The organism is Pseudomonas sp. NPDC089752 (assembly GCF_044748725.1).
Classification (GTDB): domain Bacteria; phylum Pseudomonadota; class Gammaproteobacteria; order Pseudomonadales; family Pseudomonadaceae; genus Aquipseudomonas.
The window spans coordinates 1-13,081 of the sequence record NZ_JBIVGP010000016.1; the positions used below are offsets into that span (position 1 = coordinate 1).

Annotated in this window: 10 protein-coding genes and 1 pseudogene; 4 read left to right on the forward strand and 7 right to left on the reverse strand. The window is 63.3% G+C overall.

Going from position 1 to position 13,081, the window contains the following annotated elements:
* Positions 1-205 precede the first annotated feature (205 nt).
* Positions 206-1,123 carry a LysR family transcriptional regulator gene (locus ACIPZF_RS22300; RefSeq protein WP_400803306.1) on the reverse strand — a complete coding sequence of 306 codons (918 nt, stop codon included), beginning with the start codon at positions 1,121-1,123 and terminating at the stop codon, positions 206-208.
* 119 nt (positions 1,124-1,242) lie between these two features.
* On the opposite strand from ACIPZF_RS22300, the gene ACIPZF_RS22305 reads away from it, so the two are divergent.
* From ACIPZF_RS22305 to ACIPZF_RS22315, 3 genes are all read left to right on the forward strand, one after another.
* Positions 1,243-2,001 (forward strand): 5-oxoprolinase subunit PxpA, encoded by a 759-nt coding sequence (locus ACIPZF_RS22305; RefSeq protein ID WP_400803309.1) that lies wholly within the window; start codon positions 1,243-1,245, stop codon positions 1,999-2,001.
* Positions 2,002-2,094: 93 nt separating this feature from the next.
* Positions 2,095-2,982, forward strand: a complete 888-nt coding sequence (locus ACIPZF_RS22310; protein ID WP_400803311.1) for an allophanate hydrolase subunit 1 — start codon at positions 2,095-2,097, stop codon at positions 2,980-2,982.
* Positions 2,979-3,950 carry a biotin-dependent carboxyltransferase family protein gene (locus ACIPZF_RS22315; RefSeq protein WP_400803312.1) on the forward strand — a complete coding sequence of 324 codons (972 nt, stop codon included), beginning with the start codon at positions 2,979-2,981 and terminating at the stop codon, positions 3,948-3,950. The genes ACIPZF_RS22310 and ACIPZF_RS22315 overlap by 4 nt, the downstream gene beginning before the upstream one ends.
* Before the next feature lie 113 nt (positions 3,951-4,063).
* Here ACIPZF_RS22315 and ACIPZF_RS22320 read toward each other — a convergent pair whose 3' ends face one another.
* From ACIPZF_RS22320 to ACIPZF_RS22345, 6 genes and pseudogenes are all read right to left on the reverse strand, one after another.
* On the reverse strand, positions 4,064-4,726 hold the full coding sequence (locus ACIPZF_RS22320; protein WP_400803315.1) for a peptidylprolyl isomerase: 663 nt from the start codon (positions 4,724-4,726) through the stop codon (positions 4,064-4,066).
* A gap of 132 nt (positions 4,727-4,858) precedes the next feature.
* A complete protein-coding gene (locus ACIPZF_RS22325) occupies positions 4,859-5,281 on the reverse strand; it encodes a respiratory nitrate reductase subunit gamma (RefSeq protein WP_400803511.1) in 423 nt (140 codons plus the stop codon).
* Positions 5,184-6,467, reverse strand: a pseudogene (locus tag ACIPZF_RS22330) (nitrate/nitrite transporter); the annotation flags it as partial. The pseudogene ACIPZF_RS22330 and the gene ACIPZF_RS22325, both read right to left, overlap by 98 nt.
* A gap of 323 nt (positions 6,468-6,790) precedes the next feature.
* Positions 6,791-8,959 (reverse strand): TonB-dependent siderophore receptor, encoded by a 2,169-nt coding sequence (locus ACIPZF_RS22335; RefSeq protein ID WP_400803318.1) that lies wholly within the window; start codon positions 8,957-8,959, stop codon positions 6,791-6,793.
* Between the two features lie 273 nt (positions 8,960-9,232).
* Positions 9,233-10,075 (reverse strand): TIGR03915 family putative DNA repair protein, encoded by an 843-nt coding sequence (locus tag ACIPZF_RS22340; RefSeq protein WP_400803319.1) that lies wholly within the window; start codon positions 10,073-10,075, stop codon positions 9,233-9,235.
* On the reverse strand, positions 10,066-11,286 hold the full coding sequence (locus ACIPZF_RS22345) for a putative DNA modification/repair radical SAM protein (RefSeq protein WP_400803321.1): 1,221 nt from the start codon (positions 11,284-11,286) through the stop codon (positions 10,066-10,068). The genes ACIPZF_RS22340 and ACIPZF_RS22345 overlap by 10 nt, the downstream gene beginning before the upstream one ends.
* A 141-nt stretch (positions 11,287-11,427) precedes the next feature.
* Here ACIPZF_RS22345 and mqo point away from each other — a divergent pair, with 141 nt between their 5' ends.
* Positions 11,428-13,005 carry a malate dehydrogenase (quinone) gene (gene mqo, locus ACIPZF_RS22350; RefSeq protein WP_400803323.1) on the forward strand — a complete coding sequence of 526 codons (1,578 nt, stop codon included), beginning with the start codon at positions 11,428-11,430 and terminating at the stop codon, positions 13,003-13,005.
* The last annotated feature ends 76 nt before the right edge of the window (positions 13,006-13,081 follow it).

Below are 13,081 nucleotides of genomic sequence, written 5' to 3' on the forward strand. Positions count from 1 at the left end.
TGCTCCCACTCGTGCTCGTGGCACCTGCGGCACTCAGCTTGTCATTCACCGCTCTCACTCCAGATTCTAATCCCCCTTCAAGACACAAGCGGCTTTAGCCGCGAAGCAGACGACGCGGTGGATGGCACCGGCTCCGCCGGTGTTCGCGGCTAAAGCCGCTCCCACAGGTTGTATACAAGGCTTTAGTTCATCGCCAGGCCAGGTATCAACGCCGCGCTGAAAGCTGCTGCGGCGCCAGGAAGGCATCGTGAAAGTAGTTGCGCAGCGCCTGCATCGCCGGGCTGAAGGCCCGTTCGCGGTGCCAGGCCAGGCCAACGCTCATGGGCGTCACCGGGTCGCTGATGGTAACGGTTTCGATGCGTTTGCCTTCCAGCGACCAGGGCCGATGCACCAGGTCTGACAGGATCGCCACGCCGCTGCCGTTGGCAACCATGCTGCGCACCGCTTCCACCGAGCTGGTGCGCACGCGCACGCTGGGCCGCTGGCCGGCCTGTTCCCAGTAACGCATGGCGCTTTGTTCGGCTTCGTCCACGGTCAGCAAAATGAACGGCTCGCGGGCGACGTCGGCCAGGCTCACGGCAGAGCGCTCGCACAGCGGATGGTGGCTGGGCAGCCACAACCGGCGCTCGGAATTGAACAGGGTTTCCGAGACGATATCCGGGTGGGTGAGGTTGGCGGTAAGTACCACGGCCATGTCGAAACGGCCCTCCAGCAGACCCTGCTCGATGGCGCTGCGCTCCTGCTCGTGCACCTCCAGCGTCACATCCGGGTGCCAGTGTTCAAGGCGCTGCAGGTGGTGCGGCAGAAAGTAACCGATCACGGTGTAGCTCGCGGCAAGGCGCAGCAGGCCGCTGGCGCGCACGTCCGGTAACGGGCTGTTCAGCGCATCGTCGACACTGCGCAGGATCACATAGGCGCGGTTGAGAAAGTGCCGGCCCGCGTCGGTCAAGCTCATGCCCTGGGGCGAGCGCTGGAACAACAGCGCCCCGAGCATCGCCTCCAGCTCCTTGATCGCAGTGGTCACCGCCGACTGGGAAATATTCAGGTGGATCGCCGCCTGGGAGATCTGGCCGATCTCGGCGGTGGCGACAAAATAGCGGACCTGGCGCAGGGTCAACGACACAAAGCACTCCTGGGGTATCTGATTTTCAGAAGACACCCTATCTGTTTATAAATCTTCCCAAGGGGTGGCGGAGAATCTAACGTGGCCTGCACGCAGTCACAAGCACCAGGAGCGCAGGCATGCAGGCAGTAGACTTCAACTCTGACATGGGCGAGGGCTTCGGCCCGTGGACCATCGGCGACGGTGTCGACAACGAATTGATGGCCTTCATCAGCTCGGCCAACATCGCCACCGGGTTCCACGCTGGCGATCCCGGCACCATGCGTCGCACGGTGGAGCGGGCCAAGGCGCTGGGCGTGGCGGTGGGCGCGCATCCGGGCTTTCGTGACCTGGTCGGTTTCGGCCGCCGGCACATCAACGCGCCGGCCCAGGAACTGGTCGACGACATGCTTTACCAGCTGGGTGCGTTGCGTGAGATTGCCCGTGCGCAGAGTGTTCGCCTGCAGCACATCAAACCGCATGGTGCGTTGTACATGCACCTGGCCCGCGACGAAGAGGCCGCGCGGCTGCTGGTGCAGAACCTGCGAGTGATCGAGCCCGAGTTGCTGTTGTATTGCATGCCTGGCTCGGTGATCTGCCGAGTCGCACAGGAACTCGGCCAGCCGGTGGTGCGCGAGTTCTATGCCGACCGCGAGTACGACCTGAGCGGCTCCATCGTCTTTACCCGCAATGTGCGCGGCTATGAGCCGCAAGCGGTCGCCAAGCGCGTGCTGCGCGCCTGCCAGGAGGGTGTGGTGCGCACCGTCGAAGGGCAGGACCTGACCATCGAATTCGACTCCATCTGCCTGCACAGCGACACCCCTGGCGCACTGTGCCTGGTCGAGGCCACGCGTGCGGCACTGGACGCCGCCGGCATCGAGGTGCGCACGCCGCGTTGAGTTCCCAGTGCACCCGGTGCACAGACACCGGTGCCGCTGTACAGCATTGTTTTTGCCTGCCTTACGATAAAGATTCCAAGAAAAGGAGCAGACATGGCCGAGCCGCTTGCCAGTACCCCGATCCGCTACAGCTTCGGTGCCGACGAGCACCTGTTTGCCGAGGTCAGCGACAGCATGTCGCTGGAAGCCTTCTTCAAGGGCATGGCCGTGACCCGCGCGGTGGAGCGCCTTGGGCTGGAGGGCGTGCTCGACATCTGCCTGGCCAACGCCTCGTTCCAGATTCGCTTCGACCCCGACCGCATCGCGCCTGACGCGCTGCTCGAAGCCGTGCGCGCCGCCGAAGCCGAGGCGGTGGCCGAGCGCTCGCTGCACACCCGCATCATCGAAATCCCGGTGCTGTACAACGACCCCTGGACCCACGAAACCCTGATGCGTTTTCGCGACCGCCACCAGGACCCACACAGCACCGACCTGGAATACGCGGCGCGGATCAACGGCCTGGCCGATGTCGAGGCGTTCATCGCTGCGCACAGCGGCGCGCCGTGGTTCGTGTCGATGGTCGGCTTCGTCGCCGGGTTGCCGTTCATGTTCCAGATGGTCGAGCGCGAGCGCCAGTTGCAGGTGCCCAAGTACCTGCGGCCACGCACCGACACGCCAAAACTGACCCTCGGCCACGGCGGCTGTTTCGGGTGTATCTACTCGGTGCGCGGGGCAGGGGGCTACCAGATGTTCGGCATCACCCCGGCACCGATCTACGACCCCCAGCAGACCCTGAACTACCTGAAGGAACACATGGTGTTCTTCCGCCCCGGCGACATCGTGCAGTTCAAACCCATTGACCGCCAGGCCTACGATCAGGCGGTGGCGGATGTCGATGACGGCCATTTCGACCTGCGCATTCGCCAGGTGGAATTTTCCCTGGATGCATTTCTCGCCGACCCGGTCGGCTATCCCAAGACGTTGCAGGAGGCGCTGGCATGATCAAGGTACGCAAACCTGGCCTGGCGACTTCGGTGCAGGACCTCGGTCGCGAAGGCTATTACCACCTGGGCATCCCGCCCTCCGGCGCGCTCGATCAGTATGCGTTGCGTGCGGCCAATCAGCTGGTCGGCAACCCGGCGAGCGCTGCCGGCCTCGAGTGCGCGCTGGTGGGGCCGGAGCTGGAGTTTCTGCAGGATGCCCTGGTGGCGGTGTGCGGCGCGCAGATGCCGGCGCTGCTCGATGAGCGTGAGCAGCGGCCCGATACTGCGTTTGCGGTCAGGGCCGGGCAGGTGCTGCGGTTCGGCTTCCCTACGGCGGGGGCGCGTGCCTACATTGCCGTAGCGGGAGGCATTGATGTGCCTGAAGTGCTGGGCAGTCGGTCCACGTATGCATTGGGGGCGCTGGGCGGATTCAATGGCCGCAAGCTGGTGGCCGGTGATGTGTTGCCGGTCGGCGTCCCCAGCGGCAAGAGCCACGCCGGCGCCAGTTTGCCCATGGCCCTGCGCCAGGCGCTGGGCGGCGAGGTGGTGTTGCGGGTGGTGCCGGGTTTGTACTTCCATCGCCTGACCGAGGCAGCGGCGAAAAGCTTCTTCACCGATGCCTGGACCGTCGGTTCCGAGGCAGACCGCATCGGTTACCGCTACCGGGGCGGCAGCGCGCTTAGTTTCCAGCCGCGTGAGCAGCCGTTTGGCGCCGGCTCTGATCCTTCCAATATCGTCGACAGCTGCTACCCGATCGGCTCGATCCAGGTACCGGCGGGGCTGGAGCCGATCATCCTGCACCGCGATGCGGTGTCGGGTGGGGGGTATGCGATGATCGGCACGGTGATCAGTGCGGACCTGGATCTGATCGGGCAGATGCAGCCGAATCAGCAGGCGCGGTTCTTGCCGGTGAGCATGGAGCAGGCGCTGGAGGCGCGGCGGTCGTACAAGAAGAAGCTGGGGTATTTGGGCAAGTTGTTGGGTTGACGGGGCCTTACCGGCCTCTTCGCGGGCAAGCCCGCTCCCACAGGATCACCAAAAATCTCCAGGCTGTGGTGCTCCTGTGGGAGCGGGCTTGCCCGCGAAGAGGCCGTTACAGGCTATGAAGAAGCGGGATCCTCAAGCCTGAATCCCTCAACCCCAAATTCCGCCTCCAGCGCCAACAGATACTCGCGCAACGCCCGTCGCGTCGCCTCTTCGCGCAAACACTGGCGCACCCGCTCCGCCACCTGCTCATAAGGCAGCGGCATCCGCTCCACCCGCTCATCCACACTCACTACATGCCAGCCATAACGCGACGCCAGCGGTCGATCATGCAAACCCACCGGCAAGCGCTGCAGCACCTGATCCAGCTCCGCCACGGTCTGCCCTGAACTTACCCAGCCCAGCTCGCCGCCCTGGTCCTTGGAAGGGCAGGCCGAATGGCGCTGCGCCAGTTCGGTAAACCGCTCGGGATGCTCAACCAGTTCCGCCCGTAACTGCTCCCCCAACCGGTAATGCGCATCCCGCGCCCGAGCATCCTCGGGCGCGGCGGGCAGCAAGATATGCCGCACCTTGATCCGCGCCGGTTGGCAAAAGCGCTCACGGTGGCTGTCGAAATACCGCTGGCTGTCGGCCTCGGTCGCCTCCGGCACGTTCAGCTCACTGTCCAGCAACTGCGCCACGGTTTCATCACCCGGCTGCAACCCCAACACCGCGGCCCGCTGGTTCAGCAGCTCGCGCACCACCAGCGCACGGGCGGCACTGCGCTGCGCGTCGAGCAATGACGCCGCCGGATGAAACGGAGTCTCCTTGGCGATATCCGCTTCGCTGAGCAACGTGTCGCCCACCCGGATCACCATGGCCGGGCTGTCCGGCAGCGTCTCGACTGCAATCATCTCCATGCTCGTCTCTCCTCAACGCCGGCGAACGATCTGGTAATTGCGCCCCAGGTATCCCAGCGGGATGCTCCACACATGCACCAGGCGGGTGAAGGGGAACAGCAGGATGATGGTCAGGCCCAGGAAGATATGCAGCCTGAAGATCAGCGGCGTGTCGTTCAGGTAGGTGGCCGCGTCGCCGTTGAACAGCACGATGGCCTGCGCCCAGTTGGCCAGGGTCAGCAAAGCCCAGCAGCAGGTTGGGGATCGAGATCCACAGGTTGCGGGTGGCGATGCGTTTGCCGGTCGCCTCCCAGAAGGCGGGGTCTTCCGGGTGCCACTCACGCAGGACAAAACTGCTGGGCGTGGACAGCTCCGGCAAATCGCGGGATTCGCTGCGCGCGGCCCATTCCACGCGCTCGGCCATGCGAATGGCGTAATGCATCCAGGCCAGCGCACCGGCAGCGATCAGGAACAGCAGCATGAAGCAGCTTTGCCAGATGCCGACCACGTCGTTGAGCATGCCGAAGGTCAGCGGCAGCAGGAAGCCGCCGAGGCCGCCCATCATGCCGACCAACCCGCCGACCACGCCGACGTGTTGCGGGTAGTAACTGGGAATGTGCTTGAACACCGCCGCCTTGCCCAGCGACATGAAGAAGCCCAGCACCATGATGATCAGGGTGAAACCGACCAGGCCCAAATGCATGGCGAAGTCGATCTCGCCGCGCACGCCGGTGATGCTGTAGCGGGTCGGCGGGTAGCTGAGCAGGAAGGTGCACAGCACCGACATGCCGAGGGTCCAGTACATCACCATGCGTGCGCCATGGCGGTCCGACAGCCAGCCGCCGAGGATGCGGAACAGCGACGCCGGCACGGTGTACAGCGCCGCCACCACACCGGCGGCGGCCAGGCCCAGGCCGTAGACCTGCATCAGGTAGTGCGGCAACCACAAGGCCAGGGCGACGAAGGCGCCGAAGACGAAGAAGTAGTACAGCGAAAAACGCCACACGCGCAGTTCGGCCAGCGGTGCCAGTTGCTCGCTCAGCGGTACCGGGTGGGCCTGGCGTGAGTCGCTTTGCGGGTCGTTTTTGGCCAGCAGGATGAACAGCACGCCCATGATCGCCAGCACGCTGGCATACACCAGCGCCGCTCCACGCCAACCCAAGGCCAGCATCAGCAGCGGCGCGGCGAGGTTGGTCAAGCCGGCGCCGACGTTACCGGCACCGAAGATGCCGAGCGCCGTGCCCTGGCGGCCGGGCTCGAACCAGGTGGCGGTGTAGGCGGTGCCGACGATGAACCCGCCGCCGGCCAGGCCGACGCCGAGCGCGGCCACCAGCAACAGGGCGAAACTGTCGGCGAATGTCAGCAGGTAGACGCACAGCGCCGACGCCAGCATCAGCAGGCCGAAGACCCAGCGGCCGCCATAACGGTCAGTCCACAGGCCGAGGAATATTCGTGAGATGGAACCGGTGAGCACCGGCGTGGCCATCAGCAGGCCCAGTTGGGTTTCGGAGAGGGCGAACTCGTCCTTGATCTGCAGGCCGAGGATGGAAAACAGCGTCCACACGGCGAAGCACAAGGTGAAGGCCAGGGTGGAAAGGCCTAGGGCGCGGTACTGGTCTCGGGCTGGAACATTCGTGGCCATGCAAGCACTTCCCTATGGGGTGCAAGAGCGACGGATGTGCATCAGCCGAGAGCGTACCCGGGACAGATCAAGCCGGTTCCTGGAAAACGCCACTCGCCAGCTGAATCACGGTTGGTACTGCACTTTCTATTTTTGTGGGTGCTGCTATCTGCGGATACAGGCTAGATGGCAATGTTGCGGATCGCCAATTTACCGTGCCATTGCAGTGCGCCGTGGAGGGATGTTGCGGGAATAGCGGCGGGTTTGATACTGGCAAATCTACCAGGTTGGCAGGCATCGAGAATGCCCGGAAGAGATAGCGCGTCCCTGCGCCAGGTGAACGATCAGAAGCTGTATTTGGCCGTCAGCATCATGTTGCGAGGGGTGCCCCAGGTGTCGCCGGCATAGTCAACGGAACCGGCAACGGCGGAGTAGAACTTGCGGTCGAACACGTTGTTTGCATTGAGTTGCAGGTCGAGGTTCTTGTTGACCTGGTAGCCAGCCATCAGGTCGGTGACGGCGTAGGAGCCTTGGATCAGGCGGTATTCGCTGCCATCGGCCACCGTGAAATCGTTGTAGATCCGGCTCTGCCAGGCGATGTTGCCACCGACGCGCAGTTTCTCCAGCGGGCCTTCGAAGCGGTAGGTAGTGGTCAGCTTGAACATGTGCTCCGGCGTATCGGTGTCGAAGCGCTGGTTCACGTTGGCCGGGTTGGCGGCATCCTTGATGGTGTGGGCGCGGGCGTAGGTGTAGCCGGCACCGACCTGCCAGTTGCGGGTCAGCGCACCTTGCAGCTCCATGTCGATACCTTGGCTGCGCACTTCGCCGGAGGCGACGTAGCAGTTGGTCGGGTCGTTACAGCCGGTCAGGTCGGTCTGCGCGACGGCACGGTTTTCCTGGTCGATGCGGAACAGCGCAATGCTGGCGTTCAACGCGCCGTCGAAGTATTCGCCCTTCACGCCGATCTCGTAGTTCTTGCCCTCGATCGGCTTGACCGGGCTGCCCGAGGCGTCCTTGGAGCTTTGCGGGTTGAAGATGTCGCTGTAGCTGACATACACCGAGTGATAATCGTCCAGATCGTAGATCAGGCCGGCAAAGCGGGTAACGTTGCGGGTGACCTTGTAGTCGGCGGTGCTGCTTTCCTTGTTGTCGTAGTCGTACCAGTCCAGGCGGCCACCGAGAATCAGCTTCAGCGGGTCGGCCAGGCTCAGGCGGGTGGTCATGTACACGCCTTCCTGGGTGGTGACTTCGCGGGTATTGCCAGTGTGCACGAAGTCGGGCTTGCCGCCATTGAGCGGGTAGTTCAACTCGTAGGGGCTGTAGTTGCGCGTGTCCATGTCGTAGATACGCTTGCTGGCACCGACCACCAGTTCATGGCTGCGGCCGAAGGCTTCGAACGGGCCGCTGACGAAGCCGTCGACGCCGGCCTGGTTTTCCTGGTGCTTGGACTGGTAGACCGTGCGCGACAACGGTTGATCCAACCCAGCCCAGCGCGACTGGTAGGAACCGGTGAAGGTGGCGTCCTGCTGGGAATAGTTGGTGTTGACCTGCAGCTTCCAGTCATTGGCCAGGCGGTGGCGGACTTCGGCGAAGACGGTATTGATCTCCTGGTCCTTGTTCTCCCAGTCGGTACCGGGGTTGTAGGAGCGCGAGAAGCCCATGTGGTGGCCGTCCAGCGCCGTGGGCATGGCGCCCCAGAAGTAATTGGTCTTGTCCTTCTGGTGTGAGAAACCGAGGGTCAGCGTGGTGTCTTCGGACAGGTCGGCTTCGGTGATGCCATAGAACAGGCCGTGGTCTTCTTCCACATCATCGATGAAGCTGTTGGCATCACGGTACGACGCCACCACGCGGCCGCGCAGCGTGCCGCTGTCGTTGAGCGGGCTGGAGGCATCGATTTCGCCGCGGTAGTTGTCCCAGCTGCCGGCGGCGCCGGTCAGGGTGACCTTCTGTTTGGCCAGTGGGCGTTTGCGTACCAGGTTGATCGCCGCCGACGGGTTGCCCGAGCCGGTGACCAGGCCGGTTGCACCGCGTACGACTTCCACCCGGTCGAACATGGCCAGGTTGGGTTGTGCGCCAACGGTCCAGCCTTGATAGCCGCTGGGGATGCCGTCGTACATCAGGTTGTCGATATCGAAGCCGCGCGCCGAGTAGGTCTGCCGACCCGGGCCGCTGGAATAATCCAGGTACAGCCCCGGCGTGGCCTTGACCACGTCGTTGATGCTGGTCATCGCCTGGTCGTCCATGCGCTGGCGAGTGATCACGGTGACTGCTTGCGGCGTTTCACGCAGGCTCAACGGCAGCTTGGTGGCGGTGGACATGCTGCCGGTTGTGTAGGAATTCGAACCTTCGGTGGTGCTGCCCAGTTGGTTGGAGCTGATCTCGGTGGCGCCCAGTTCCAGCGTTGCCGGCTGGTCATCTTCAGCCAAGGCCGAAGAGGCGATGGCCATGCACACGGCCATGGCGAGGAGATTACGGGCTGGAAAAGGGCGCGTGGGCGCGAAGGACGACTGCATGGGGGACAAATTCCTATAGCGTGTTAAGCGTTATTGATAGTGCGTATGAGAACGATTAACAATAAGTGTGTCAGGATTTGTCGCAGCGTGAAAGTCTGGTATGCCAGATTTTTTACATTTTTTTCACATTTGCGGTGGGGGCTAGAGCAGGTTGTGCCTTTGCCGGCCTCTTCGCGGGGCAAGCCCGCTCCCACAGGCACTCCACTGCTTTTGGATTCGGTAAGTTACCTGTGGGAGCGGGCTTGCCCCGCGAAGAGGCCCGGAAAGGCACCCTCAATCGTTGGGCTGGTTAATCTGCTTGCCGCGCTGGCTGGCCACTTCAATCGCCTGCCCATCCCGCTGCTTGCCCTGACGCGCTAATCCCTCAAGCTGAGGAATCAGCATCCCTTCGGGCAAATGCCGCCAGAACCGCCCAGGCATGTGCAGACGCAAAGCATCCGGGTTGAGACGCGCGGGGTTGAAAATGTGCCGGTAATAGGTAAGCCACAACTCAGCGCCGGGATCATCGGCGTGGCGTGCCCACTGCCGCCAATCATCTGGGCAACTGCGTCGATAATCGAATTGCTCGCCGTCAAAGCGAATGCCATCCTGTGGCGTTGCGATCAACCAGCGTTGGCGCCCCAAACGATCGGCGAAATGCGCGCTGGCACTGTGCAAAATGTCATGAGCCGGTTCGTGATAAGCCACCAGATCCAGTTGCAGCTGATCGGCAAGCGCCTGTGGTAATGGCACGAAACGCACGAACGCATGCAGATGATGCGCTTCGCGGCTGACCTGCTTGATGCGTCGGTGCAGTTCGCTGCCCAACCGGTCCCCCGCGAGCATCGCCGTACGGTCGCCATGGGCCACTCGCCAGAGTACTTCGTACAGCAGATTCCAACGTTGCTCGCCCCGGTAGCGCGCGGCTTGCTCCAGCAGGCTCAATAGCGCTGCCGGTACCTTGGCACGAAAAGGCCCGGGGCCGTCGGGCAGCGGTTGCGGCACCGCCAGCAGGTCATCGATCGGCCCCTGCGCCCAGCTCACCTCACTCGGGTCGACGCCATGGCCGAGCAACGTGCGCGCCTGGTCGCGCCAAGTGGCAAACAGGTCATCGCAATCGAGCGCGATCACCCCCACAGCCCCATCTGCACGGGTGCCTGCGGCTCACGCAGGCGCGCTCGCAACAGTTCGCTGCGCAGCTCGCCCTGGGCCGGGCGGTAGTCACTGGTGATGATAAAGGGCCGCGCCTTGTCGAGCACGCAGCGCAGCTGGATCAGATCGTCGTAGCGCACCCGCCGTTCGCGACGTAACGCCACCAGCCGTTGCACGCTGCGCAGGCCGATACCGGGGATGCGGGCCAACAGCGCAGGTTCTGCGCGGTTCACATCCAGTGGGAACACCTCGCGGTTGGCCAGCGCCCAGGCAAGCTTCGGGTCGATGTCCAAGGCCAGGTTGCCTTCCTGGCCAAGCAGCTCTCCGGCCTTGTAGCCATAACCGCGCAGCAGGAAGTCCGCCTGGTACAGCCGGTGCTCGCGCAACAGCGGTGGCGCTGCCAGCGGCACGCTGTTGGGGCTGTCGGGGATCGGGCTGAACGCCGAGTAATACACGCGCTTGAGGCCGTAGCCCTGATACAGCGACTCGGCATTACGCAGGAGGGTGCTGTCGTCGGTGGCATCGGCGCCGACAATCACCTGGGTGCTCTGCCCAGCCGGGGTGAAGCGCGGTGCTTTCGGCTCGTTCGCCACGGCTTGCTGGCCTTGGTGAATGATGCCCATGGCCTGGCGAATGGTGTGCGCGTGCTTTTCCGGAGCCAGGCGCTTGAGGCTGGCATCGGTGGGCAGTTCGATATTGACGCTCAGACGATCGGCCAGGCGCCCGGCTTCCTCGATCAGCAGCGGGTCGGCGTCGGGGATGGTCTTCAGGTGAATATAGCCACGGAAGTTGTGCTCCTCACGCAGCAGGCGGGCGACGCGGATCAGTTGCTCCATGGTGTAGTCGGCCGAGCGAATGATGCCGGAGCTGAGGAACAAGCCACTGATGCAGTTGCGCCGGTAGAAATCCAGGGTCAGGCGCACCACCTCTTCAGGGGTGAAGCGCGCCCGTGGCACGTTGCTGGAGCGGCGGTTGACGCAGTACTGGCAGTCGTACAGGCAGAAGTTGGTCAGCAACACCTTGAGCAGCGATACGCAGCGACCGTCCGGGGTGTAGCTGTGGCAGATGCCCATGCCATCGGTCGCGCCCAGGCCTTCGCTACCGCGCGAGGTGCGCTTGGGCGCGCCGCTGCTGGCGCAGGAAGCGTCGTATTTGGCGGCGTCGGCGAGGATGCCGAGCTTGGCGATGAGCTGCATGGGCCTGTCTCATGGTACTGAATATTCATACAGTATTTTGAGAATGGCTTTATTGCAAGAGGCGGTGATCGACGGCGCTCGATATCCGACCAAATCCGTCAGCTAAGCTTGTGCTGGACTTTACGGATAGCGGGAGACGTCATGAACATCACGCACAAGTCGAAGCTTGCCCTGGCCGGGCTTACGCTGGCCTTCGGCATGCTCAATGCCCAGGCCGCCGAGAGCAAGAAGGTCGATGTGCTGCTGGTGGGCGGGGGCATCATGAGTTCGACCTTGGCGGTCTGGCTCAACGAGCTGGAACCCGGCTGGTCGATGCAGATGGTCGAGCGCCTGGACAAGGTCGCCGAGGAAAGCTCCAACGGCTGGAACAATGCCGGTACCGGTCACTCGGCCTTGGCGGAGCTCAACTACACCCCGGAAAAGAACGGCAAGATCGATATCAGCAAGGCGGTGGAGATCAACGAATCGTTCCAGATCACCCGCCAGTTCCTCGCCTGGCAAGTGAAGCAGGGCGTGTTGAAGAACCCGCATTCCTTCATCAATACCACCCCGCACATGAGTTTTGTCTGGGGCGACGACAACATCAAGTTCCTGAAGAAGCGCTATGAGGCGCTGCAAGCCAGCCCACTGTTCAAGCCCATGCAGTACTCCGAAGACCATGAGCAGATCCGCAAGTGGGTGCCGCTGATGATGGAAGGCCGTGACCCCAACCAGAAGCTGGCCGTGACCTGGACGCCGATCGGCACCGACGTCAACTTCGGTGAGATCACTCGCCAATACGTGGGTTACCTGAAAACCCGGCCGAACTTCGATTTGAAGCTATCCAGCGAGGTCGAACACATCACCCGCAACGATGATGGCTCCTGGCACGTCGAGTACAAGAACCTCAAGGACGGCAACACCGCCAGCACCGATGCCAAGTTCCTGTTCATCGGCGCCGGCGGCGCGGCGCTGCCACTGCTGCAGAAGTCGGGTATCGACGAGGCCAAGGACTACGCCGGCTTCCCGGTCGGTGGCTCGTTCCTGGTCACCGACAACCCGACCCTCGCCCAGCGCCACATGGCCAAAGCCTACGGCATCGCCGCAACCGGCGCGCCGCCGATGTCGGTCCCGCACCTGGATACCCGCGTGCTCGACGGCAAGCGGATGATCCTGTTCGGGCCGTTCGCGACCTTCTCGACCAAGTTCCTCAAGCAGGGCTCGTTGCTCGACCTGTTCGCCAGCGTCAGCGTGCACAACACCTGGCCGATGGTGCGCGTGGGTGTGCGCGAGTTCGACCTGGTGCAGTACCTGATCGGCCAGGTGCTGCAGTCGGATGATGATCGTTTCGAAGCTCTGCGCACCTACTTCCCAGAGGCGAGGAAAGAAGACTGGCGCCTGTGGCAGGCCGGCCAGCGGGTGCAGATCATCAAGAAGGACGACAACCAGGGCGGAGTACTCAAGCTGGGCACTGAGGTGGTGACGTCCAAGGACGGCAGCATCGCCGGCCTGCTCGGTGCTTCGCCGGGCGCTTCGACGGCGCCGCCGATCATGCTGGACCTGATGGGCAAGGTGTTCAAGGACAAGCTGGCTTCGCCGCAGTGGCAGGCCAAGATCAAGCAGATCATCCCTTCCTATGGCATGCGCCTGAACGATCATCCGGATGAGGTGCAGAAGGAGTGGGCGTATACCAATGAGGTGTTGCAGTTGAATCCACCTGGGGCGGGTGGGGCGCAGTGATTTGGGCCGTTAGATGCTTGTCGGCACATTTTTGGCGGCCATGAGATCGAGCGCCGCCCGCGCGGCGCATCGCGGA